This is a genomic window from Gordonia sp. SGD-V-85 (assembly GCF_001456905.1).
Classification (GTDB): Bacteria; Actinomycetota; Actinomycetes; order Mycobacteriales; family Mycobacteriaceae; genus Gordonia; species Gordonia hongkongensis.
The window spans coordinates 61,455-85,707 of record NZ_LNQO01000010.1 but is presented as its reverse complement, the minus strand read 5'-3'; the positions used below and the strand labels follow the sequence as shown (position 1 = coordinate 85,707).

The following is a 24,253-nucleotide window of genomic DNA, read 5'->3' as shown; positions in this document are numbered from 1 at the left end:
GATGTTGATGAGCGCACCCACCGCAGAGCAGTCCGTCGCCGAAGGCGGCTCCGGCGCCGAGAAGTCCGACACCGAGAAGGTCGTTCTCGGGCTTGCCCGTGCCGCCAAGTCGGCGTCCCGCTCGCTGAGCGGTCTGACGACCGCGGGCAAGAACGAGGTCCTGCTCGCCGCGGCCGACGCCATCGAGGCGGCCACCGACACCATCCTCGCCGCGAACGCCGAGGACATCGCACGTGCCGAGGCGGCCGACATCGAGGTGAGCCTGCTCGACCGGCTGCGGCTCGACGCGTCGCGCGTGGCCGGTATCGCCAACGGTCTGCGGCAGGTCGCCGTGCTCCCCGACCCGATCGGTGAGGTGGTTGCGGGGAAGACCCTCCCCAACGGGCTGCAGCTGCGTCAGCTGCGCGTGCCCCTGGGGGTCGTGGGCATCGTGTACGAAGCGCGCCCCAACGTCACCGTTGATGCGTTCGGGATCTCCTTCAAGTCCGGGAACGCGGTGCTGCTGCGTGGCTCGTCGTCGGCCGCGTCGTCGAACGCCGAACTCGTGCGCGTGCTGCGGGAGACCCTGTCGGCCAAGGGGGTCAGCGCGGATGCGGTGTCGCTGCTGCCCAGCGACGATCGGTCCAGCGTGACCGCGCTCATCCGGGCGCGCGGACTCGTGGACGTGGTCATCCCCCGTGGCGGCGCGGGCCTCATCGAGGCCGTGGTGTCGAATGCGACGGTCCCGACGATCGAGACCGGCGTCGGCAACTGCCACGTCTACGTCCACGCACTCGCCGACCTCGATGTCGCGGCGCGTGTCATCCTCAACTCCAAGACCCGCCGGCCGAGTGTCTGCAACACCGCGGAGACCGTGCTCATCGACAAGGCTGTCGCGGCCGACGCGCTGCCGCGGATCACCTCGGTGCTGCAGACCCAGGGCGTGGTCATCCACGGCGACGAGCCGGGTATGGAGCCGGCCACCGAGGACGACTGGTCCATGGAATACCTGTCGATGGACATCGCGATGAAGGTGGTCGACGGGCTCGACGCCGCGGTCGCCCACATCGACACCTACGGAACCGGCCACACGGAGGCGATCATCACCACCGACCTGGCGGCCGCCGACGAGTTCACCCGGCGCGTGGATGCCGCCGCCGTCATGGTCAACGCATCGACCGCCTTCACCGACGGCGAGCAGTTCGGCTTCGGCGCCGAGATCGGCATCTCCACCCAGAAGCTCCATGCCCGCGGCCCGATGGGTCTGCCGGAACTGACCTCGACCAAATGGGTGGTCTGGGGCAACGGCCACGTGCGGCCCGCCTGATGAGCGCGACGACCCCGGACGCGGGGACCGCGGGATACACCGGCTCGGGCCCGGCCGTCGTGCCGTCGTTCGAGGGTGTCGACGACGTCGTCGGTCGCCTTCGCGCGACGGGTTACCTCGCCGACGACGCGACCGCGACCTCGACCTTCCTGGCCGACCGTCTCGGCAAGCCGTTGCTGGTCGAGGGGCCGGCGGGTGTCGGCAAGACCGAACTCGCCCGGTCCATCGCGGCGGCCACGGATGCCGAACTCATCCGCCTGCAGTGCTACGAGGGCATCGACGAGGCCCGCGCGCTGTACGAGTGGAATCACGCCAAGCAGATCCTGCACATCCAGGCGACGGGGGACCGCGCGTGGGATGAGGCCAAGGCCGACATCTTCTCCGACGAGTTCCTCCTGCCGCGGCCGCTGCTCAAGGCGATCTCGCGCGAGGGTGCCACCGTGCTCCTCATCGACGAGGTCGACAAGGCCGACGTCGACATGGAGGGTCTGCTGCTGGAAGTGCTCAGCGATTTCGCGATCACCATCCCGGAGATGGGAACCGTTGCCGCTCAGCGTCGTCCGATCGTCTTGCTGACATCGAACGCGACCCGTGAACTGTCCGAGGCACTCAAGCGTCGTTGTCTGTACCTCTACATCGACTTCCCGGATGCCGAGCGCGAGAAGGAGATCCTCGCGTCGCGGGTGCCGAACCTGTCGGATTCGCTCAGCGCCGAGCTGGTGCGGATCGTCGGTGTCCTACGCACACTCGACATCCGCAAGAAACCGTCGGTGGCCGAGACGATCGACTGGGCGAACACGCTGTTGGCGCTGGGAGCCGGGGAGAAGGCCACGGCGAAGAGCGGTGGCGGATTCGACGACGGGCTCATCGCACGGACTCTCGGTGTCGTGCTGAAGCACCGGCCGGACCTCAAGACGGCTCTCAAAGAACTCAAGCTGGGCTGATGACGGCTCCGCTCGTCGCGCACCTCACCGATTTCGTCGACGAGTTGCGTCGTCGCGGGATCGTGGTCGGGCCGTCGGCGCTGATCGATGCGGCGAGTGCGATGGAGGTCCTCGACCTCCTCGAACGCCCCCATCTACGCGAGGGGCTCGCGACGACACTGCTCGTCGATCATGCCCATCGCGGTGTGTTCGACCGGGTCTTCGACCTGTGGTTCCCGGTCGGCGCCGGAATGCGCACCGTGACCGAGGATCTTCCGCGCACCCCCGACGGCGAGCTCGATGTCGAGGCGGTCCGGGACGCGCTGGCGGAGATGCTCGCCGACGACGCGTCGGCGAACGACGGCCGGCTCGACCAGGCCATCGCGATGATCGTCGACGAGTTGGGGCGGTACGGATCGACTCGGGGCGAGGCGTTCTCGGCCTATCAGGCCATCACCGCGGTGAGTCCGCAGACACTGATCGCGAAGATCGCGGCGGCCATGGCCGGTGATGGCGATGGGGACGGCGGCCGGGCCGGTACGGAACCGCTCTACCGGCAGGCGGCGCGCCAGAAGGCCAACGATCTGCGTGCGGCGATCGAGCGAGAGACCCAGCGGCGCATGGCCGACCGCAACGGCCGCCAGAAGGTCGGCGCCTACGCGGTGCCCCCGCTACCCGAGAACGTCAACTTCCTGTCGGCGGGTGCCAAAGAACAGGTGGAGATTCGCAAGACCATCGAGCCACTGGCGAGGTTGCTGGCCGCGAAGCTCGAGACGAGGCGACGGCGCGCTCACCGCGGCGCGGTCGACGTCCGGAAGACGCTGCGCGCCTCGATGTCCACCGGTGGGGTGCCCATCGAACTCAGTCACCGCAAGCCGCGACCGGGGCGGCCCGAACTCATCATCATCTGCGACGTGTCGGGGTCGGTGGCCGGGTTCAGTCAGTTCACGTTGCGCTTGGTGTATGCACTGCGGCAACAGTTCTCGAAGGTGCGGGTGTTCGCCTTCGTCGACACCGTCGACGAGGTGACCGACTACTTCGACCACGGCGAAGAGGATTTCGGTGCGGCGATGCACCACATGATCTCCGCCGCGCGGATCTCCACCCGCGACGGTCACTCGGACTACGGCAACATGCTGGCCGGGTTCGTCGCCGACTACGGCGATTCGCTGACCCACCGGGGTGCGTTGCTGATCCTCGGGGACGGGCGGAACAACTATCACGATCCGCACGCCGACGCGCTCGCCGAACTGGTGGAACGGGCCCGGCACGCCTACTGGCTCAACCCGGAGGCCAAGCAGCACTGGGGCACGGGTGACTCGGTCGCGACCGATTACGCGGACGTGATCGACATGTTCGAATGCCGGAACGCCACACAACTGGGCACGGTCATCGCCGACCTCCTGCCGATCTGACCAGCGCTGCCGATTCGCATCAGTGCTCGACGCGTAGACTGACCGTCCATGTCACCCGACCGCCCGCGTGCGCGCCGTATCGGCGTGATGGGCGGCACGTTCGACCCGATCCACAACGGGCACCTCGTCGCGGCCAGCGAGGTCGCCCACCGGTTCTCGCTGGACGAGGTGATCTTCGTCCCGACCGGCCGTCCCTGGCAGAAGATCGGCGAGGCGACGACGGTGAGCCCGCCGGAGGACCGCTACCTCATGACGGTCATCGCGACCGCGTCGAATCCGCAGTTCAGCGTCAGTCGTGTCGACATCGACCGGGACGGCGACACCTACACCGTGGACACGCTCCGCGACCTGCGAGCGCTGCTCCCGGAAGCCCAGCTGTACTTCATCACCGGTGCCGACGCGCTGGAATCCATCCTGTCGTGGCAGGACTGGGAAGAGCTGTTCGGCCTCGCCCGATTCGTCGGCGTGAGCCGCCCGGGGTACGAGCTCGACGCCACGCACCTGGCCCACCATCTCGAGGCCATGCCCGCCGACACCCTGCATCTGCTCGAGATCCCGGCGCTGGCGATCTCGTCCACCGAGTGCCGGACGCGCGCGTTGCAGGGTCGGCCCGTCTGGTACCTGGTGCCCGACGGCGTCGTGCAGTACATCGCCAAGCGGAAGCTGTATCGTGCGCCCCGGGCGTCGTCGCCCGGTGTCTCCGCCCCGGCGCTTCCGGGGGCCAACCGCCCCGAGCGGCTCCCGCCCGAGGAAATTCCTCCCGGAGAGTTGCAGGGCGATACCGACGGGTCGGGCCGCGCCCTGGGCGAACAGGCCGTGACCGAATGAGAGGACAAGTGTGACTGCGTCAGCTGAAGCGCTGGAGATGGCCAAGGTGGCCGCCCTGGCCGCGGCCGAGAAGCTCGCCCATGAGGTGACGGTGATCGACGTGTCGGAGCAGTTGGTGATCACCGACGCCTTCGTGATCGCCTCCGCCGACAACGAGCGTCAGGTGAACTCGATCGTCGACGAGGTCGAGGAGAAGCTGCGGGAGGCCGGCCACAAGCCGCTGCGGCGCGAGGGCACGCGCGAAGGTCGTTGGGCACTGCTCGATTACGCCGACATCGTGGTGCACATCCAGCACACCGATGAACGACGCTTCTACGCGCTGGAGAGTCTGTGGAAGGACTGCCCGGTGGTCGAGGTGGACGGGCTGTCGTGAGTGGCGGTCCCGACTCACACGACACCGCCGTCGAACGTCTCACCCCGGTGGTGCGGCGCCTGATCCTGTTGCGGCACGGTCAGACCGAGTACAACGCGGCGAGCCGGATGCAAGGCCAGATCGACACCGACCTGTCCGAACTCGGTGTCCGGCAAGCTGGTTCGGCCGCGGTCGAGCTCGCCAAGCGGCAACCGGTGGTCATCTGGTCGTCGGATCTGCGGCGGGCCCGCGACACCGCCGAGGCGCTCGCGCAACGAACCGGTCTGCCGGTGACCACCGACGTACGCCTACGGGAGACACACCTCGGTGAGTGGCAGGGTCTGACGCACCTCGACGTCGATGCCGCGATGCCGGGCGCGCGCGCCGTCTGGCGCGATGACGCGACCTGGACGCCGCCGGGTGGGGAGAGCCGCGTCGACGTCGCCCGCCGCTCCACCCCCCTGGTCGACGAGTTGATCGAGCTGCTGCCGGAGTGGGGCGTCGGCGACAACCCGGAGGCGCCGGTGGTGCTGGTGGCCCACGGGGGAGTGATCGCGGCGATGACCGCGGCGCTGCTCGGGCTGCCGGTCGAGAACTGGCCCGTCTTCGGGGGGCTCGCGAACACGAGTTGGGTGCAGCTGTCGGGGCACAGCATGCCCGGCGAACTGCCGCGGTGGCGCCTGGACGTGTGGAACGCGTCCGCCGAGGACTCCGACCCGGCGGTGCAGTGAGCGACGTCCGCCGATGACCGAGGCCGCCGGACCCGGTCCATCCGCTGCCGATGCGCGGGAGCGATGTGTGCTGGTGTTGTCCGACTCGCTCGCGTACTACGGTCCGCAGGGCGGTCTGCCCGCGGATGACCCTCGGATCTGGCCGATGCTCGTGGGCGCTGCGACGCGTTCGGAGGTGCGGCTGTTCGGCCGGATCGGGTGGACGAGCCGGGACGTCTGGTGGGCCCTCACCCAGGACCCGAACATCTGGGCCACCGTGCCCCGCGCCGACGTCGTCGTGCTCGCATTCGGAGGTATGGACACGCTGCCCTCGCCGCTTCCGACGGCTTTCCGGGAGCAGATCCGCTACATCAGGCCGAACGGGTTGCGGCAGCGAGTACGCGCGGCCTATGCGTGGATACAACCGCGGGGGTCGCACCTCGGATGGCCGCTCGCGCTGCCGCCGCACGTCACGATCGAGTACCTGGAGAAGATCCGCGCGGCGCTCGCCCAGTTGCGTCCGGACCTCCCGATCGTCGTGTGCCTGCCGCCCACCCACCGCAGTCCGTATTACGGCAACGTCCATGCCGGGCGGATCCCGACGACCGCGGCGATGTCGCGATGGGCGTCGAGCCACGGCCTACCGTGTGTCGACTTCTACCCGGTCACCAGGGACGCCTTCGGCGACGACACCGCCGAGATGAATCCCGACGGAATCCACTGGGGTTTCTCGTGCCATCGGGGCATCGCCGACCTGGTCGCCCCGGTCGTCGACGCCGTCCGGCGGCGCGCGAATCGCGACACCGCGGGCCCGACCCCGACGCCCGTGGAGGCCCGGCGCGTGAACCCGTTAACGTAGACGCGTGCCTGTCGTCGTCGTCACAGACTCCTCGTCCCGACTGCCGCGGTCGGTGACCGAGCACTACGGGATTCGGCAGGTCCCACTGCACCTCGCCGTCGGCGACGAGGACTACCGCGAAGGTGTCGACGACATCCCGGCCGACATCGTGACGACGCCGGGCGTGACCACCTCCGGTGCCAACCCCAACGACCTCTCCGAACATTTCGAGTCCGCGCTCGAGGCGAGTCAGGGTGCCGGCGTCGTCGCCGTGCACATGTCGCGCCGGTTGTCGGGGACCTGGAGTTCGGCGCGGATGGCCGCGGAGAAGTTTTCCGGGCAGGTTCGGGTCGTCGATTCCCGATCTGTCGGTCTCGCAGTCGGTTTCACCGCCGTCGCGGCCGCCCAGGCCGCCGCCGGGGGAGCCGACCGGGACCGCGTGTACGAGTCCGCCATCCGACAGGCAGCGACCGTCGACTCGCTGCTGTGTGTGCAGCAGCTCGACAATCTGCGCAACAGTGGCCGGATCAGCGCCGCGGGCAAGCTCTTCGGCTCGGCGCTGTCCATCAAACCGATCCTGCACATGGTCGACGGGACCCTGACGCTGAAGGAACGTCATCGCACGTTCTCCAAGGCGCTGGACAAGATGGTCGACGCCGCCGCCGACTCCGCGGGCGGCCGCGCGGTCACGGTCGGCATCCAGCACTGTCAGAGCCCGGACGTGGCCGAGGAACTGCGCGCGGCCGTCCACGCCAGGCTGCGGGTGGTGACCTCCGAGCTGACCGTCGATCTCGGTCCCATCCTCGGCACCCACGTCGGCCCCGGCGCGGTGGGCGTCGTGATCGCCGCGCACCTCGAACCGATCGAGGGTCTCGGCGAGTCCTAGAGGTCGGGCCCCCGGGCTCGGCGTCATCCACAGCTCGCGGTGATCGTCCACAGATCGCGGGCTCCGCGGTTCGCGTGCGGAGCAGCGGCGGCTGTGCGACCTAGCGTGTGGCGTCATGAGCGCATCAGGACGGCGGAACCCGCTGGACCGGCTGGCGCCGGTGGCCGATCTGCCGGGCCGACGGGATGGTACGGCAGGCATCGACCCCGAGTCGCCGCCGCTCGCGCCGGACATCGACGACCCGCTCGGCCCCGTCGAGGAACCCGAGCATCCCGGGTGGGGGATCGGCGGGATGCCGACGTGGCTCGACACGACGGCGCGAACCCAGCGTCGACGGTCGGACGCCGACGGCGGCGACAGCGTCGGGGGCGACGGTGCCGAGGATGACGATGACTTCGACGACGATCCCATCCCTCGGCGGCGCTTCGCGGTCGCGCCACCGGCGGCTCTCGCGCTGATCGCGGTCGGTGTCGTCGTCTGTGCCGTCGCGGCCTTCGGACTGTTCCGCGGGTCGGAGTCGGCGCCGGTCGTGGATTTCGGTGCGGTGGCCGGTACCTCGTCGATGTCGGACCCGTCGACGCCGCCGGCCGTGCCGACCGAATCGACCCCGGCGCAGATGGTGGTCAGTGTCGTCGGTTTGGTGCACGCGCCGGGTCTGGTGCAACTCACGCCCGGGGCGCGGGTCGCCGACGCGATCGACCGGGCGGGGGGCGCGCGCAAGAACGCGGATCTGCTGTCGCTGAACCTCGCGCAGGTCCTCCGGGACGGCGATCAGATCCTCGTCGGCTACGCGGGCGGGCAGGGCGAGATGTCGCTGCGCAGTGCCGTCGTCGGGGCCTCGGGCGCGCCACCCGCACCCGCGGGTGCACCCCCGGCAGATGCAAGTGCTCCCGCCGGCGGTTCGGGTGGTCCGCCGGCCACCGGCGGACTCGTGAACCTCAACACCGCCACCGAGGCCGACCTCGACGAGTTGCCCGGGGTGGGGCCGGTGACCGCGAAGGCCATCCTGTCGTGGCGGGAACGCAACGGGCGCTTCAGCTCCGTGGACCAGCTGGCCGAGGTCGACGGGATCGGTCCGGCACGCCTGGCCAGACTGCGCGATCTCGTGACGGTCTGACGGGTGGACTACCGCCTGCTGGTACCTGCGGTGGCGGTGTGGGCGGTGACGGCGTTCGGGCTGGTGATGCCGCCCGGTTACACGCTCGGGCTGGCGATCTGTTCGGGCGCGGTGGCCTCGGTCGGCACACTGGTCTGTGCCGGCGGCCGGTTGGGATGGGACGCGGTCGGTTTGATCATCGTCGTGGCCGGACTCGCCGCGGTGTGCGCGACCTCGTTGGCTATCCGGCAGGAGGTCCGCTCCGATCACCCGCTGGCCGCGTCGACCGGGAAGTCGACGGTCGTGCTGACCGTGCGTGGTGATCCGGTGGTCGTCGGGCCGTCGTCGGCCGGACGCGTCCGTCTGCGCGTCGACGTGGAACAGGTTGGTTCGCATCGTGTTCCGACGGCTGCCGCCGACGTGATGGGCGATCTCCGGGAGTGGTCGGGACTGTTGCCTGGGCAGCGGGTGGTCACGGTCGCGCGGGTGCGGCCTCCGCCCGAGCGCTCGCTTCTGCTGGCGACCCTGACTGCGCAGCAGCCCCGGGTCGTCGGCTCGCCGCCCGCCCACCAGCAGGTGGCCGGTGCGATCCGGGAACGGTTGCAGGTGTTGGCCGCGCGGGCGCTCGACGAGGATGCGGCCGGACTCCTGCCCGGCCTCGTGCTCGGCGACGAGAGCTCCCTCGACGACGGCCTGCGGGACGATTTCCGCGACGCCGGCCTGAGCCATCTGACCGCGGTGAGCGGCAGCAATTTCGCGATCGTCTGCGGGGCAGCGCTTCTCGTGGTTCGTAGTGTGGGTGTGCCACCGCGGGCGGCCGCGGTCGTCGGGCTGGTGGTGATCCTGGCATTCGTGGTGCTCGTCCGGCCGTCGCCTAGTGTCGTGCGTGCCGCGTTGATGGGAGCGGTGGGTGTGTTGGCGCTCTTCGCCTCTCGTCGGGCGCAGGCGTTCCCGGCGCTCGGTGCGGCGGTCGTCGGCGGACTCCTGTGGTGGCCCGAACTGGCGCTGCAACCGGGGTTCGCCTTGTCGGTCGCCGCCACCGCCGCCATCGTGCTGTGGGCCCCACGACTCCGCGACCGGTTGCGCGAGTGGCGTTGTCCGCCCGGTGTCGCCGAGGTGATCGCGATGGCGGTCACCGCGCAGGTGGTGACGGCGCCGATCGTGGTCGTGGTGACCGGCACGTTCTCGGTGGTGGGAATCGTTGCGAACCTTCTGGTCGCCCCGGTGGTCGCGGTGATCAGCGTGGTCGGCACCCTCGCCGCACTCATCGGCGCGATCGGGCCGCCCGACGGCGTCGGCGCGCTCGTGGGTGAACTGCTGGTGCGCGCCCTCGCCCCCGAACTGTGGTGGATGGTCACCTGTGCGCGCACCCTTGGTGGCGTGGGCTGGGCGAGTGTGGAGGTGCCCTCGCCGTTCGGATGAGGCTGCCCGCGGTCAGACCTCGCGATCGGCCAGTGCGCCTGCGGTGCGGTTCCACACCATGTAGCCGACGCCGACCGCGGCGAACCAGACCGCCCCGACGACGAGCGCGATCCGACCGTCGCGATCGAAGAACAGCAGGACGAAGACGAGAGCGAGGAAGGCGAGTGCGAGCCAGGTGGTGACCGGGGCGCCGGGGACCCGGTAGTCCGAGCGCGGCAGTTCACCGCGCGCGACCTTCCGGCGGTAGGCCATCTGGCACAGCAGGATCGTCGACCAGATGACGATGATCCCGACCGTCGACACCGCGGTGATGTAGGCGAAGGCGTGTGCGGGATCGATGACGTTCACCACCACGCCGATCGCCATGACGGCGGCACTCAGCGTGATGCCGACGGCCGGGACCTTGCGGTTCGAGAGTCGGGTCAGCTGCCGCGGGGCGTCGCCGGTGTGGGCGAGGGAGCGCAGCATGCGCCCGGTCGAGTAGATGCCCGAGTTGCACGACGAGAGGGCAGCGGTGAGCAGGATGAAGTTGACGATGCCCGCGGCGCCGGGGATGCCGATGTAGGAGAAGACCGAGACGAAGGGGCTCTCGCCGGCCTTGAAGTCCGTCCAGCTGCGGACCGAGAGGATCACCAGCAGCGAGCCGACATAGAAGATCCCGATGCGGAACGGAACGGTGTTGATCGCCTTGCGCAGCGTGACTCGCGGGTTCTGTGCCTCTCCCGCGGTCACGCCGACGAGCTCGACGCCGACATAGGCGAACATGACGATCTGCAGGCTCAGCATCGCGTTGCTGAAGCCGGTCGCGAAGAAGCCGCCGTCGTTCCACAGGTTCGTCACCGACGGACCGGTCTCGGGCCCCAGCCCGGCGATCGGGAGCAGCACACCGATGCCGACGATGATCATGCCGAGGATGGCGGTGACCTTGATGGCGGAGAACCAGAACTCCGCGCGTCCGAACACCCCGACGGAGATCAGGTTCGCGCCGAACAGCACGATGAGCGCGATGAGGGCGGTGACCCACACCGGCACCGAGGGCCACCAGTAGTTGATGTACTTGCCCGCCACGGTGATCTCGGCCATGCACGTCGTCGTCCATACGGCCCAATAGGTCCATCCCTGGCTGAAACCGGCGAACCGTCCGAGGAACTCGTCGGCGTACTCGCTGATGCCACCGGAGATCGGCCGGTAGATGAGGAGTTCGCCGAGAGCGCGCATGACGATGAAGATCGCGAGGCCGGCGAGCGCGTACGCCAGGATGAGTGCCGGTCCCGCCTTCTCGATCGCGCCACCCGCGCCGTAGAAGAGGCCGGTGCCGATCGCGCCGCCGATGGCGATCATCTGCACGGTGCGGGCGGTGAGCCCGCGTTGGTATCCCTCGTCGGTGTCGGCACCCGTGTCGGTGCCGGGATGCTCGACAGTCACGCGGGCAACTCCTCCGAATGTCGGTGGGCCGATGGCAGAAGCTCACCGTAACGGCCCGCGATCGACCGGATTCACTCGCCCACAGGACCCGTCCACTTTGTCGTATTCGGTTGGCCGGGCGGCGGTCCGGTGATCGTGTCGGCGCCGTCTGGCACCATTGTCGCCGTGACCGCTCGCCTGCACCTGCTGCTCGGAGATGACGACTTCCTCACCGGCCGGGTGATCTCGGCCGTGGTCGACGCCGCGTCGAAAGCCGCGGGCACCCCGGTGCCGGTGACCCGGGTGCGTGCCGGCGACGTGAGCGAACACGAACTCGCGGAGTTGCTCAGTCCGTCGCTGTTCGCCGAAGAGCGGATCGTTGTCGTCGAGGCCGCCGCCGACGCGGGCAAGGAGCCGGCCGCGCTCATCGCCGCGACCGCGTCGTCGCTGCCCGAGGGCATCACGCTGATGGTGATCCATCACGGCGGGGGCCGGGCGAAGTCGATGGTCCCCGCGTTGAAGAAGGCCGGGGCCGTCGAACACGAGACGACCGCCCCGAAGTGGCCGTCGGAGCGAATGACTTTCGTGCGCAACGAGTTCCGTTCGCTGGGCGTAAAGGTCGGCGCCGATGTCGTCGAGCAGGTGGTCGAGGGCGTCGGATCGGAACTGCGCGAGCTGGCCGCCGCGTGCGCGCAACTCGTGGCCGACACCGGCGGCAAGGTCGATCGCGACACCGTGCGCCTGTACTACCAGGGCCGTCCCGAGGTGACCGGATTCGAGGTGGCCGACCGGGCGGTGACGGGCGACCGTGCCGGCGCGCTGGAATCCCTGGCCTGGGCGCTGCACCACGGCGTGCCGCGGGTGCTGCTGGCCGACGCCCTCGCCGAGGCCGTCCACGCCATCGCTCGCATCCGACCCATGGGGTCGATCAACCACTTCGATGCGGCCCGCGAACTCGGCATGCCGCCCAACCGGGTCAAGAACGTGCAGGCGAAGGCCAAGGCGTGGGATGCGGAGTCGATCGCGCGGGCGGTCGGCGTGGTCGCGGCGCTCAACGCGGACGTGAAGGGACAGGCCGCCGACCCCGATTACAGCCTCACCCACGCTGTCGCCACGGTCGCCGAGCTCCGGCCGGACGGGCGTCGGCGGAGCTGATCGTTTTAGCCGGCTTGAGTCGCATGCGACGTCAATCCGTTCACGCGACCTCGATCGAGGTCGCGTCGACGAAACGATGTCGCATGCGACTTCAGCTGGCTTCGACTCGGCGAGGAGGTTTGAGAAACGTCGATCACCCCGGCAACCGCGTGGATGCTGCCGGGGTGATCGAGGTATGGAGATGTGGCGACGGATCAACCGTCGGACCGACCGGGGTCGGCGTCAGATCAGAGCTTGTTGACCGCGAGGGCGATGGCCGACTTCTTGTTGGCGGCCTGGTTGGCGTGGATGACGCCCTTGCTGGCAGCCTTGTCGAGCTTGCGGCTGGCGGTCTGGCCGAGCTCGGCGGCCTTCGCCTTGTCGCCGGACTCGACAGCCTCACGGAAGCTGCGGATCGCGGTACGAAGGGCCGACTTCACCGACTGGTTGCGCTGGCGGTTCGCTTCGTTGGTGCGATTGCGCTTGATCTGAGACTTGATGTTTGCCACGCGTGTTACCTCTGTCGTTGCTGGTGGATATGTCTGTCTGTTCGGGTCGGGCGGTCGGCCCTGGGGGCTGAACTCGCACCGGGCGGTGTCGGCACGTGAAGCATCTCCACGGCGTCACCGCAACAGCGCACAACATTACCAGCCGGGGTCAGCCCGCCAAAATCCGTGCGTCGCGAACGACGGGCCGCCGCGTCGGCCAATAAGAATCATCGTGAACTTATGTCTACGGTGGACCCATCATGTCCGTCGTTTACGTACACATCGGCCTTCCCAAGACCGGGACCACACACCTTCAGGATCGCCTCTGGCGAAACCGCGACCTGGCGTTGCAGTCCTCCGGGCTGCTGTACCCGGGCAACGTGATCTCCGATCACTTCCATGCCGCGGTGCATCTGCAGCCGGAGCGATACCTCGACTGGGTCGATCCCGCCTTCGCCGGCACCTGGCCGACGCTCCTCGGTCAGATCCGGGCCTGGCCGCAGATCTCGTTGCTGTCGCACGAGCTGTACAGCACCGCGACCGTCGACCAGATCGAGCGGCTGATGGCCGACCTGTCCTTCGCCGACGAGGTGCACGTGATCGCGACCGTCCGCGACCTCGGCCGCCAGCTCCCGTCCGTGTGGCAGGAGAACGTGAAGAACCAGCGCCGGGCGTCGTTCGACGAGTTCGTGGATTCGGTGGCCTTCGCTTCCGAGGGGCGCCGGACCGGCGGTCCCGTCGTCGTCAGCACCCCCGCTGACGATGCCCCGGCCGACGAGGTCGACGAGGAGCCGTTCTGGGAGTTCCAGGACTACGTCGGCATCCTGGAACGCTGGTCGCGTGTCGTCGGACCCGAGCGTGTCCACATCGTCACGGTGCCGCCCCGCGGGGCGGCGTCGGGCGACACGCTCTGGGATCGGTTCCTGCGCGTGATGAACATCGATCCGGTCCCGCTGCGGATCCCGGTCCCCAGCCTGAACAGTTCGCTGTCCGCGCCGCAGGCCGAGTTCCTGCGCGGCCTCAACCGCCGCCTGCAGCCGGACGTCATCGAGTGGCGCCGATACGAGCGGATCATCAAGGGGCAGGTGATCGGGGAGATCCTGTTCGAGGCACCGTCCGGCCCACCGCAGGGACTCTCGGACAAGAGCCGGGAGTGGGCGGCGGGGGAGTCCCGGCGGATGGTCGCGGCGGTCCGCGACGCCGGCTACGACGTCGTCGGTGACCTCGACGATCTGGTGGTGTCGCCCGAACACGACGCCGGCGACGTACCGCCGCCGTCGGACGGCGAGGTGCTCGACGTCGCGCTCGACACGATCGCGGCGATGGTGCTCGCGGCGCCCTTGCCCAAGGTCGGGCCCCGTGCGCGGACGCGGGCGGCGAATGTGGTGCGCCGGGTCAAGCGGCGGGTGATCGCCGCGCGCCGATCATCCTGATCGGCGGCCCCGGAACGGCGGTGCGGCTTCGTCGATGACACGGCCGGTCGACGTCCTGCCGATTTCGGCATTCTGTAGCACCATGGCAGTTTATGACCCCCGCATCGACAAGTGCGCCAGCCAAGAAGGCGGCGCGTAAGTCCGCAGCCGCGAAAGCGGCGTCGTCCACCTCGTCGGGACGGACGGCCTCCGCCAAGTCCGGTTCGACCAAGGGTTCCGGTTCCGGCAGCCGGTCGGCGAAGGGCGCGGGCGACGCAACCACCGGGGAGAACTTCACCGGCAACTTCGGCGGGTACGCAAAAGGCCCGTACGGCAAGGCATATGACGAGATGTTCGATGCCGTCGGCGAGGTGCGGACACCGTATCGCGGTATCTACAAGGCCATGGCCGACGAGGATCAGTCCGACCTCGTGGAGGCCCGTGTGGAGGCCCTCGGGCGTGCCTATCTCGACCAGGGTGTGACGTTCTCGCTGTCCGGCAAGGAACGCCCCTTCCCGTTGGATGTTGTGCCACGGGTGATCTCGGCCGCGGAGTGGAACAAGCTCGAGGCGGGTATCACCCAGCGCGTACAGGCGCTGGAACTCTTCCTCGACGACATCTACGGCGAGCAGGAGATCCTGCGCGACGGGGTGTTGCCCAAGCGACTCGTCCACTCCTGTGAGCACTTTCATCGACAGGCGGCAAACATTCGGCCGCCCAACGGTGTTCGCATCCACGTCGCGGGTATCGACCTGATCCGCGACGAGAACGGCGACTTCCGGGTCCTCGAGGACAATCTGCGGTCGCCGTCGGGCGTCTCCTATGTGCTCGAAAACCGGCGCGCGATGGCCCGCGTCTTCCCGGATCTCTTCTCCAAACACAAGGTGCGTGCGGTCGCCGACTATCCGAGCCACCTCCTGCGTGCGCTGCGCGCGTCGGCGGCGTTCAACGAGGCCGACCCCAACATCGTCGTGCTCACCCCGGGCGTGGCCAACTCGGCCTACTTCGAGCACTCGCTCCTCGCGCGCCTGATGGGCGTCGAGCTGGTCGAGGGCCGTGACCTGTTCTGCCGCGACAACGTCGTGTACATGCGCACGACCGAGGGGGAGCAGCGGGTCGACGTCATCTACCGCCGCATCGACGACGACTTCCTGGATCCCATGCAGTTCCGGCCGGATTCGATGCTCGGCGTGGCGGGGCTGCTGAACGCCGCACGCGCGGGCAACGTGGTGATCTCCAGTGCGGTCGGCAACGGCGTCGGCGACGACAAGCTGATCTACACCTACGTGCCGGAGATCATCCAGTACTACCTCGGCGAGAAGCCGAGTCTCCAGAACGTCGACACCCTGCGCTGCTGGCTGCCCGACGAGTGCGAGGAGGTGCTCGACCGCATCGACGAACTCGTCGTGAAACCCGTTGAGGGATCGGGCGGTTACGGCATCGTCTTCGGCCCCGACGCGACCGGCGCCGAATTGGACGCACTGGCACGCAAGGTCCGCAACGATCCGCGCGGGTGGATCGCGCAACCGGTCGTGCAGCTGTCGACGGTACCGACGAAGATCGGTGACGCCATCCGACCACGCCACGTCGACCTGCGTCCGTTCGCGGTCAACGACGGTGAATCCGTGTGGGTCCTGCCCGGTGGCCTGACGCGGGTGGCGCTGCCGGAGGGATCGCTCGTCGTCAACTCGAGCCAGGGCGGCGGTTCCAAGGACACCTGGGTGCTGGCCTCGCGCACCTCCGAGGGGGACCGGGAGTTGTCGGGCGCGAAGGTCGTGACGACGAGCGGTGTCGCCGCCGCCCGGCCGGCGGAGAGCGCCCCCGACCCGGTGCACACGCAGACTCAACAGCAACAGCAGGGTTCGATGATGCAGCAGATGGGCTCCATGATGCAGCAGTTGGGTGGGACGCAGCAGATGGGTGGCATGACGCCGCAACCGAATCCGACGGCCACGTCCGGCGACATGACACAGCAGCAGGGCGGTGACGTCCGATGATGCTGGCGCGGAACGCCGAATCGCTCTACTGGATCGGCAGATACGTCGAGCGCGCCGACGACATGGCGCGCATCCTCGATGTCGCGATCCACCAGATCCTCGAGGACACCACGGTCGACGTCGACCGGCAGGCACGCCTGATCATCCAGGTGCTCGGGCTCACCGCGCCGGAGGACGACGACGAGCTCGACGTCTGGTCGTTGACCGAACGCGTCGCCTACGACGCCGACGCGGTGGGGTCGATCGTCGACCTGATCCGGGCGGCGCGGGAAAACGCACGTGGCGCACGCGAAGTCACGTCCAGCGAGTTGTGGGAATGTCTCAACACCACCTACAACGGACTCGACGGCGCCGAACGGCGCTCGCGTCGCCTCGGTCCCCACGAGTTCCTGTCGTACGTGAAGAACCGGGCGGCGATGTTCGCTGGCCTCGCCGACGCCACCCTCAGCCACGACGACGGCTACCGGTATCTGCTGCTGGGTCGGTCGGTGGAGCGGGTCGACATGACCATCCGGATGTTGCTGTCCCGCGCCGGAGATCGGACGACGTCGCCGGCCTGGGTGAACGTCCTCGTGTCCGCCGGCGGGCACGACACCTTCCTGCGGACCTACCGCGGTGTGTTGGACGCGGAGAACATCGTCGAGTTCATGCTTCTCGACCGGCTGTTCCCACGGTCCATCTTCCACGCCCTCAGCGTCGCCGAGCGCAATCTGGGCCAGCTCGAGAGTGGGCCGAGCCGGGTCGGGGCCCAGGCCGAGGCGCAGTTGCTGCTGGGCCGCGCGCGCAGTTCGCTCGAGTTCCTCGAGCCCGGGAAGTTGCTCGACGATCTGCAGGACCGGCTCGTCGACCTGCAGGACACCTGCCGCGCGGTCAACGAGGCGGTCACGAAGCAGTATTTCCATGTGTCGCCCTATGTCTCGTGGGCCGACGCCCGCGTCAGCGACGGGCATGTCATCGAGGAGAGTGAGCTGTGAGCTGGCGTCTGCGTGTTGTCCATTCCACGGGCTTCGCCTACCACAGTCCGGTCACCTCGTCGTACAACGAGGCCCGGCTCACCCCGCGCAGCGACGCCCGCCAGAACGTGATCGTCAACCGGGTCGAGACGGTCCCGGCGACGAGGTCCTACCGGTACACCGACTACTGGGGTACCGCGGTCACCGCCTTCGATCTGCACGCGCCGCACAACGAACTCGAGGTCTCGGGGCTGTCGGTCGTCGAAACCGAGGCCGGACAACGCCCCGACGAGGAGGATCAGGTCTCGTGGGACGACGTGAACAGCGATCACGTCATCGACCGGTATGACGAGATGCTGTCTTACACACCGTATGTCGCCCGCAACCGGTCACTGCTGTCGACCGCGAAGAAGGTGACCAAGGGGCTCACCCCCGAGGAGGCGGTCGAGGCGGTGTGTCGCTTCATCCACACCGAGATGGAGTACGTCCCCGGCACGACGGGCGTGCACACCACCGCGGTCGACGCGTGGACCGACCGCAAGGGCGTGTGTCAGGACTACGCGCACCTCACCCTGCTGATGCTCCGCGGGCTGGGCATTCCCGCCCGGTACGTGTCGGGGTATCTCCATCCCGAACCCGACGCCGAGATCGACAAGACGGTGCAGGGGCAGAGTCACGCCTGGATCGAGGCGTGGACGGGCGGCTGGTGGGGCTACGACCCGACCAACGACACCCCGATCACCGAGCAGCATGTGTCGGTGGGCGTGGGTCGTGACTACGCCGATGTGTCGCCGCTGAAGGGTATCTACACCGGCGGCGGCGCGACCGACCTCGACGTCATCGTCGAGATCACCCGGCTCGCCTAGGGTTTCGTCCTTCGGGTCACCGCCAGCCGTAGTGCCCGCGGAGTTCCTGGGCGACGGCGTCGAACGTCGTGCGGTCGAGGATCGCGCCTTCCCGGCGGATGCCGTCGTCGTCGACGACGAGTACACGGTCGAGGCGCACGAAGCTCGGCCGGCCCTGGGAATCCCACTCGCCCGACCCGACGGGAAGCCAGTTGCCGTCGTCCCGGTGGTCCTTGCTCGACAGCATGAGCCCGAGCACGGTGTCGGACCGGTCGGCCCGGGCGTCCCGGCCGACGACCAGGACCGGCCGGTCCTTTCCCTGGCTCGGGTCGTCCTCGTAGGCGACCCAGGTCCACACGATCTCGCCGGGGTCGGCGTCGCCGTCGAGGTCGGGGGAATAGCTGATGGTGCGGGCGAGATCGGTTGTCGGCCGAAGTGCGGGCCGGGCGTCGCGACTGGTCATCGTCAGGAGTCCTCTCCGGAGATGTGGGGTAGCAGGCAGTCCTCGATCGCGTCCGCGGTGAGGGCTGCGGTGGGTTTCCTCTTCGGGTTGAGGTCGTGTCCGACCTTCTCGAGTTCGACGATGTGTGTCGGCGCATCGATGAGGCCGATCGCGCGGGTCATCTCGTCGGTGGTGCCGAACGGGTCGGTGCTCCCGTGGACCACGAGGGTCGGGACGGTGATCGACGGCAGGTGTTCGGTGCGCAGCCGGTCGGGCTTGCCCGGCGGATGCAGCGGATACGACGTCAGCAGCAGGCCGTCGGCCAGAGTTGTTCCGTCCTCGGCGACGGCCGTCGAGGACTGTCGCCCGCCATAGGAGTGGCCACCGACGATCAACGGCCCGTCGGACTCGGCGCGCAGCGTTGCGCACGCGGCACGGATGCCGTCCCGGTCGGCGGCGGCGGTGGACGGGCTGGGCGGGCCCTTGGGCCGGCGCCGTCGATACGGCAGGTCGATCCGGGCGACGACGAACCCGCGGTCGCACAGTTCCTCGGCCAGGGCACGCAGGATCACGGCGTCGCGGTTGCCGCCTGCGCCGTGGGCGAGGACGAGCGTGGCACGTGCCGGGATCCCCGGGCGGTGTACCTCGGCGGCGACGTCGTCGGACTCGATGGTGGTGACGGTGGACGCGGACACGGCTGCCACCGTAGCGCCTTCGGAGGTGCTCGCGGACTTCTCCGATCCCTGAGGAGGCCCGGAGCCTGCGGAGGGCCGTCTCCCCGATCCCTGAGGAGGCCCGGAGCCTGCGGAGGGCCGTCTCGAAGGGTGCGACGTGGCCGGACGCGCCACGCGGGGTGCTCATGAGAAACTGGAGGACAACCCGTATCCGTACCCGTTCTCTACCGAAGTTCTCGTTCGAGGAGTAGTTCCATTCCCACCTTCGCCGACACCACCTTCACCGATCCGGCACGTATCCGGAACTTCTGCATCATCGCCCACATCGACCACGGCAAGTCGACGCTGGCAGACCGGATGCTGCAGCTCACCGGCGTCGTCGAAGAGCGGCAGATGCGGGCGCAGTACCTCGATCGAATGGACATCGAGCGCGAGCGCGGCATCACCATCAAGGCGCAGAACGTCCGTCTGCCCTGGACGGTGAAGTCGGCGGAGGGCGACGAGGACTACGTCCTGCACCTCATCGACACCCCCGGGCACGTCGACTTCACCTACGAGGTGTCCCGCGCTCTGGAAGCGTGCGAGGGAGCTGTCCTGCTCGTCGACGCCGCGCAGGGCATCGAGGCCCAGACCCTCGCCAACCTGTATCTGGCGATGGAGAACGACCTCACCATCATCCCGGTGCTCAACAAGATCGACTTGCCCGCGGCCGACCCCGAGCGCTACGCTGCCGAACTCGCGCACATCGTGGGTTGCGAGCCGGAAGACGTGCTGCGTGTGTCGGGCAAGACCGGCGTCGGGGTCACCGAGCTGCTCGACGAGGTCATCCGGAAGGTGCCGGCCCCGGTGGGCGACTCCGACGCCCCGGCGCGCGCGATGATCTTCGACTCGGTGTACGACACCTACCGCGGCGTGGTCACCTACGTCCGGGTCGTCGACGGCAAGATCGTGCCCCGGGAGAAGATCCTGATGATGTCGACCGGCACGACGCACGAGCTGCTCGAGGTGGGCATCGTGTCCCCGGAACCGAAGCCGACCACGGGGCTGGGTGTCGGCGAGGTCGGCTACCTCATCACCGGCGTGAAAGACGTCCGCCAGTCGAAGGTCGGCGACACCGTCACCACCGCCCGCCGGGGTGCCGAGCAGGCGCTGACGGGGTACCGCGAGCCGCGCCCGATGGTCTACTCGGGGCTGTACCCGCTCGACGGCTCCGACTACCCGGTCCTGCGTGAGGCGCTCGAAAAGCTGCAACTCAACGACGCCGCCCTGACCTTCGAGCCGGAGACCTCGGTCGCGCTCGGCTTCGGGTTCCGCTGCGGCTTCCTCGGCCTGCTGCACATGGAGATCACCCGCGAGCGTCTCGAGCGCGAATTCAACCTCGATCTGATCTCGACCGCCCCCAACGTCGTGTACCGGGTGGTGATGGAAGACGGTTCGGAACATGTGGTGACCAACCCGTCGGACTGGCCGGAAGGCAAGACCCGGCACATCTACGAACCCATCGTCAAGACCACGGTCATCGCGCCGAGCGAGTTCATCGGCGCCATCATGGAGCTGTGCCAGTCGCGTCGAGGCGAGCTCGGCGGGATGGACTACCTGTCGGAGACGCGCGTGGAACTGCGGTACACGCTGCCCATGGCCGAGATCATCTTCGACTTCTTCGACGCCTTGAAGTCGCGGACGCGCGGCTACGCCAGCCTCGACTACGAGGAGGCGGGCGAGCAGGAAGCCGACCTGGTAAAGGTCGACATCCTGCTCCAGGGCGAGGCCGTCGACGCGTTCAGTGCAATCGTCCACAAGGACGCCGCGTATGCCTACGGCAACCGGATGGCGATCAAGCTCAAGGAGCTCATCCCGCGTCAGCAGTTCGAGGTTCCGGTGCAGGCCGCCGTCGGCTCGAAGATCATTGCGCGCGAGAACATCCGAGCCATCCGCAAAGACGTGCTGGCAAAGTGCTACGGCGGCGACATCAGCCGTAAGCGCAAACTGCTCGAGAAGCAGAAGGAGGGCAAGAAGCGGATGAAGACCATCGGTCGCGTCGAGGTCCCGCAGGAGGCCTTCGTGGCCGCGCTCTCCACCGACGCGGTGGGTGACAAGCCGAAGGGGAAGTGATGGGCGACGGGCAGACCGGGAGCGGGGAGACGATGACCGCAGCACAGGGCACCAATCCGGTACTGGCGCAAAGCGGCCTGCCCTACGATCTCCCCGACTTCGCATCGATCTCCGACGATGACTTCCTGCCGGCGTTCACCGAGGCCATGGCGTCGCATGTGGCCGAGGTGGAGGCGATTGCGGCCGATCCCGCGGCACCGACCTTCGCCAACACGATCGAAGCCCTGGAGCTGTCGGGGCGCGACCTGGCCCGGGCGTCGGGGATCTTCTTCAACCTCGTCGGGCCCGACACGAACCCCAGACGCAACGAGATCTCCCAGGAGCTGTCGACGCTCCTGACCGATCATGCGAACACGATCGCGATGAATCCGGTTCTCTTCGAACGGATCTCCGACCTCCATTCGCGCGCCGACGAACTCCATCTCACCGAAGCCCAGCGCCGGTTGCTCGACAAGCGGTACCGGGAATCGGTCCGCGCCGGAGCCGGACTCGACCCCGACGCACAGGGTGAGATGCGGGAGATCGCTTCTCGCCTGGCCTATCTCACGACGACGTTCTCCCAGAAGATCCTCGACGACACCAACGACTCGGCGGTGCTCGTCGACGATGCCGCCGAACTCGACGGTCTGTCGGCCGGACAGATCGCCGCCGCCCGCCGCGCCGCCGCCGAGGCCGGGCACGACAGCGGATACCTCCTCACGCTCGAACTCCCGACGAGCCAGTCGGTGCTCACCGAAGTGACGAATGCCGATGTGCGCCGGCGGGTGTTCGACGCTTCGGTGGGGCGGTGCGCCCGAGGCAACGAACACGACACCCGGGAACTGGTCCTCGAGATCGTCCGCCTGCGGGCACGCCGAGCAGAGATGCTCGGCTACCGGGACCACGCCGAGTACGTGATCGCCGAGCAGACGGCGCCGGACCCGGGTGCCGTCGACGACATGCTGCGCGAGCTCAACTCCTCGGCCATGCGTGCCGGTGGCCGCGAACTCACCCGGCTCACCGAGTTCGCGGGTGACGCGACGATCGGCCCCGCCGATCTCACCTTCTGGCTCGATCGGGAGAAGCGGTCGCACTCGGCGGTGCCGCTCGACGACTTCGCGAACTATTGCGAACTGGACGCGGTGCTGACCCGGGGCGTCTTCTTCGCCGCGAACAAGCTGTACGGCCTCAGCTTTCGGGAGATCACCGATCTCCCGCTGTACCACCCGGATGTGCGCGCCTGGGAGGTACGCGACGACGCGGGCGTCGGTATCGGGCTCTTCCTCGGCGACTTCTTCGCCCGGCCGTCGAAACGCGGCGGGGCGTGGATGAACAACATCGTCGACCAGTCGTCGGTCCTGCACACCCAGCCGATCATCGTGAACGTGTTGAACCTGACCAAACCCGATGCCGGACAACCGTGCCTGCTCACGATGGATCAGCTCACCACGCTCTTCCACGAGTTCGGGCACGCCCTGCACGGGTTGCTGTCGTCGGTCGACTACCCGTCGCAATCCGGGACATCGGTACCGCGGGACTTCGTCGAGTTCCCGTCGCAGGTGAACGAGATGTGGGCGCTGCACCCGGAAGTGCTGGCGAACTACGCCCGGCATCACGAGACCGGAGAGCCGATCCCGGCCGAGCTCGCCCATGCGGCGCGGGAGTCGGCGGGAGCCGAGTCCGCGCACGGCACCATCGAATACCTCGCCGCATCCTCGCTGGACCTGGCCTGGCACCGGTTGTCGGTGGCGGAGGCCGAGGCGGTGGCCGACGTCGAGGCCTTCGAGGCGCAGGCGCTCACCGACGCGGGCCTGCACACCGAGCTGATCCCGCCGCGCTACCGGAGCTCGTACTTCAACCACATCTTCGGTGGCGGCTACTCCGCCGGCTACTACAGCTACATCTGGTCGGAGGTGCTCGACGCGGAGACCGAGCAATGGTTCCTTGCCGAGGGCGGGTTGCGTCGCGAGAACGGCCGCCGGTTCGCCGACGCCACACTCTCCCGCGGCGACAGCGTGGATCCGCTTGTCGCACATGAGGGCCTGATCGGTCGCCGGCCGCGCATCGAACCGCTGCTGCGGCGCCGGGGGCTCGCGGCCTGATCGGGTTCCGGTCATGACGACGACGCGCACCCCGCGCCGGGACCTCTCGGCGTTCGCGGTGCTGAGCATCGTGACCGCGATCGTCGTGATCGGGCTCAAACTGATCGCGTGGCGGATCACCGGCTCGGTCGGTCTGCTCTCCGACGCGCTGGAGTCCACCGTCAACCTCGTTGCTGCGATCGGAGCGTTCGTCGCGCTGCGGGTGGCGGCGAAGCCGCCGGACCGGAGCCACAACTTCGGGCACACCAAGGCGGAGTACCTCTCGGCGGTGTTCGAGGGGGTGATGATCGTCGTCGCGGCGGTCGTCATCGTCGCGACGGCCGTCGACCGCCTGCTCCACCCGGAGGAACTGGACGAAGTCGGCATGGGACTGGCGATCTCGGTGGGCGCGACGGTGGTCAACGCGGTCGTCGGCTGGGTGCTCATCCGCGCCGGTCGACGTCATCGGTCGCTGACCCTCGAAGCCGACGGCAAACATCTCATGACCGACGTGTGGACGACGGCCGGCGTCGTGGTCGGTGTGTTCCTGGTCGACGCGACCGGCTGGCTGCCGCTCGACCCGCTGATCGCCATCGCGGTGGCTGCCAACATCCTCGTCGTGGGCGGACGGCTGGTCTGGCGATCCGGTGCGGGACTGATGGACTCGGCGCTGCCCGACGACCTGCGCGCCGCGATCGACGCCGTCCTCGCGCGTCACCGCGCCGACCGGATCGACTTCCACGACGTCCGCACGCGGGAGGCCGGCCATGAACGGTTCGTCCAGTTGCACATGCTCGTCCCCGGTGACTGGTCGGTGCAGCGCGCGCACGACCTGGCCGAGACGATCGAGGACGAACTCCGCGCCACGGTCGACGATCTCACCGTGACCCTGCATGTCGAACCGATCAACGACCCACGCGCCTACGAGGACTGGCGGCTGGACTGAGCGCGTTTCG

The 24,253-nt window shown here is 68.6% G+C and carries 22 protein-coding genes; 18 read left to right on the top strand and 4 right to left on the bottom strand.

Annotation, left to right across the window (positions count from 1 at the left end):
• Positions 1-7: 7 nt before the first annotated feature.
• The 10 genes from AS181_RS13635 to AS181_RS13590 all read left to right on the top strand — a co-directional run bounded on the left by AS181_RS13635 (position 8) and on the right by AS181_RS13590 (position 9,776).
• Positions 8-1,306: a glutamate-5-semialdehyde dehydrogenase gene (locus AS181_RS13635; protein WP_058252189.1), complete on the top strand. Its 1,299-nt coding sequence runs from the start codon at positions 8-10 to the stop codon at positions 1,304-1,306.
• A complete protein-coding gene (locus tag AS181_RS13630; RefSeq protein ID WP_175401209.1) occupies positions 1,306-2,250 on the top strand; it encodes an AAA family ATPase in 945 nt (314 codons plus the stop codon). Before AS181_RS13635 ends, AS181_RS13630 begins: the two co-directional genes overlap by 1 nt.
• Positions 2,250-3,644 (top strand): vWA domain-containing protein, encoded by a 1,395-nt coding sequence (locus AS181_RS13625; protein WP_058252106.1) that lies wholly within the window; start codon positions 2,250-2,252, stop codon positions 3,642-3,644. Before AS181_RS13630 ends, AS181_RS13625 begins: the two co-directional genes overlap by 1 nt.
• A 48-nt stretch (positions 3,645-3,692) precedes the next feature.
• Positions 3,693-4,472, top strand: coding sequence for a nicotinate-nucleotide adenylyltransferase (nadD, locus tag AS181_RS13620; RefSeq protein WP_058252105.1), 780 nt, complete (start codon positions 3,693-3,695; stop codon positions 4,470-4,472).
• Positions 4,473-4,482: 10 nt separating this feature from the next.
• On the top strand, positions 4,483-4,845 hold the full coding sequence (gene rsfS, locus AS181_RS13615; protein WP_004023080.1) for a ribosome silencing factor: 363 nt from the start codon (positions 4,483-4,485) through the stop codon (positions 4,843-4,845).
• Positions 4,842-5,555: a histidine phosphatase family protein gene (locus tag AS181_RS13610; RefSeq protein ID WP_058252104.1), complete on the top strand. Its 714-nt coding sequence runs from the start codon at positions 4,842-4,844 to the stop codon at positions 5,553-5,555. Before rsfS ends, AS181_RS13610 begins: the two co-directional genes overlap by 4 nt.
• A gap of 13 nt (positions 5,556-5,568) precedes the next feature.
• Positions 5,569-6,393 carry a diglucosylglycerate octanoyltransferase gene (octT, locus tag AS181_RS13605; protein ID WP_058252103.1) on the top strand — a complete coding sequence of 275 codons (825 nt, stop codon included), beginning with the start codon at positions 5,569-5,571 and terminating at the stop codon, positions 6,391-6,393.
• A gap of 4 nt (positions 6,394-6,397) precedes the next feature.
• On the top strand, positions 6,398-7,258 hold the full coding sequence (locus tag AS181_RS13600; RefSeq protein ID WP_058252102.1) for a DegV family protein: 861 nt from the start codon (positions 6,398-6,400) through the stop codon (positions 7,256-7,258).
• Positions 7,259-7,373: 115 nt separating this feature from the next.
• Complete coding sequence (locus AS181_RS13595; protein ID WP_058252101.1) at positions 7,374-8,375, top strand: ComEA family DNA-binding protein; 1,002 nt, start codon at positions 7,374-7,376, stop codon at positions 8,373-8,375.
• Between the two features lie 3 nt (positions 8,376-8,378).
• The gene (locus AS181_RS13590) at positions 8,379-9,776 is read left to right on the top strand and encodes a ComEC/Rec2 family competence protein (RefSeq protein ID WP_058252100.1); all 1,398 of its coding nucleotides are present in this window, start codon (positions 8,379-8,381) and stop codon (positions 9,774-9,776) included.
• A gap of 12 nt (positions 9,777-9,788) precedes the next feature.
• Here the strand turns inward: AS181_RS13590 and AS181_RS13585 are convergent, their stop codons facing one another.
• Positions 9,789-11,201: an amino acid permease gene (locus AS181_RS13585; RefSeq protein WP_058252099.1), complete on the bottom strand. Its 1,413-nt coding sequence runs from the start codon at positions 11,199-11,201 to the stop codon at positions 9,789-9,791.
• 165 nt (positions 11,202-11,366) lie between these two features.
• Between AS181_RS13585 and holA the strand changes: the two genes are divergently transcribed.
• Positions 11,367-12,335, top strand: coding sequence for a DNA polymerase III subunit delta (gene holA, locus AS181_RS13580; protein WP_058252188.1), 969 nt, complete (start codon positions 11,367-11,369; stop codon positions 12,333-12,335).
• Positions 12,336-12,562: 227 nt separating this feature from the next.
• Here holA and rpsT read toward each other — a convergent pair whose 3' ends face one another.
• Positions 12,563-12,823 carry a 30S ribosomal protein S20 gene (gene rpsT, locus AS181_RS13575; protein ID WP_004023072.1) on the bottom strand — a complete coding sequence of 87 codons (261 nt, stop codon included), beginning with the start codon at positions 12,821-12,823 and terminating at the stop codon, positions 12,563-12,565.
• Between the two features lie 239 nt (positions 12,824-13,062).
• Here rpsT and AS181_RS13570 point away from each other — a divergent pair, with 239 nt between their 5' ends.
• From AS181_RS13570 to AS181_RS13555, 4 genes are all read left to right on the top strand, one after another.
• A complete protein-coding gene (locus AS181_RS13570) occupies positions 13,063-14,235 on the top strand; it encodes a hypothetical protein (protein WP_058252098.1) in 1,173 nt (390 codons plus the stop codon).
• A 92-nt stretch (positions 14,236-14,327) separates the two neighbouring features.
• Positions 14,328-16,211: a circularly permuted type 2 ATP-grasp protein gene (locus tag AS181_RS13565; RefSeq protein WP_058252097.1), complete on the top strand. Its 1,884-nt coding sequence runs from the start codon at positions 14,328-14,330 to the stop codon at positions 16,209-16,211.
• Positions 16,208-17,185, top strand: a complete 978-nt coding sequence (locus tag AS181_RS13560) for an alpha-E domain-containing protein (RefSeq protein WP_058252096.1) — start codon at positions 16,208-16,210, stop codon at positions 17,183-17,185. Before AS181_RS13565 ends, AS181_RS13560 begins: the two co-directional genes overlap by 4 nt.
• The gene (locus AS181_RS13555) at positions 17,182-18,030 is read left to right on the top strand and encodes a transglutaminase family protein (RefSeq protein WP_058252095.1); all 849 of its coding nucleotides are present in this window, start codon (positions 17,182-17,184) and stop codon (positions 18,028-18,030) included. The genes AS181_RS13560 and AS181_RS13555 overlap by 4 nt, the downstream gene beginning before the upstream one ends.
• 16 nt (positions 18,031-18,046) lie before the next feature.
• Here the strand turns inward: AS181_RS13555 and AS181_RS13550 are convergent, their stop codons facing one another.
• Both AS181_RS13550 and AS181_RS13545 read right to left on the bottom strand, forming a co-directional pair.
• Positions 18,047-18,472, bottom strand: coding sequence for a type II toxin-antitoxin system PemK/MazF family toxin (locus AS181_RS13550; protein ID WP_058252094.1), 426 nt, complete (start codon positions 18,470-18,472; stop codon positions 18,047-18,049).
• Positions 18,473-18,474: 2 nt separating this feature from the next.
• Positions 18,475-19,155, bottom strand: coding sequence for an alpha/beta hydrolase family protein (locus tag AS181_RS13545; protein ID WP_058252093.1), 681 nt, complete (start codon positions 19,153-19,155; stop codon positions 18,475-18,477).
• Positions 19,156-19,380: 225 nt separating this feature from the next.
• On the opposite strand from AS181_RS13545, the gene lepA reads away from it, so the two are divergent.
• Genes lepA through AS181_RS13525 form a run of 3 tightly spaced genes read left to right on the top strand, consistent with a single transcriptional unit; the run spans position 19,381 to position 24,243 of the window.
• A complete protein-coding gene (lepA, locus tag AS181_RS13535; protein WP_078112904.1) occupies positions 19,381-21,237 on the top strand; it encodes a translation elongation factor 4 in 1,857 nt (618 codons plus the stop codon).
• 32 nt (positions 21,238-21,269) lie between these two features.
• A complete protein-coding gene (locus AS181_RS13530; protein ID WP_058252187.1) occupies positions 21,270-23,318 on the top strand; it encodes a M3 family metallopeptidase in 2,049 nt (682 codons plus the stop codon).
• Positions 23,319-23,331: 13 nt separating this feature from the next.
• Entirely contained in the window at positions 23,332-24,243 is a 912-nt protein-coding gene (locus AS181_RS13525; RefSeq protein WP_058252090.1) for a cation diffusion facilitator family transporter, read from the top strand.
• Positions 24,244-24,253 lie beyond the last annotated feature (10 nt).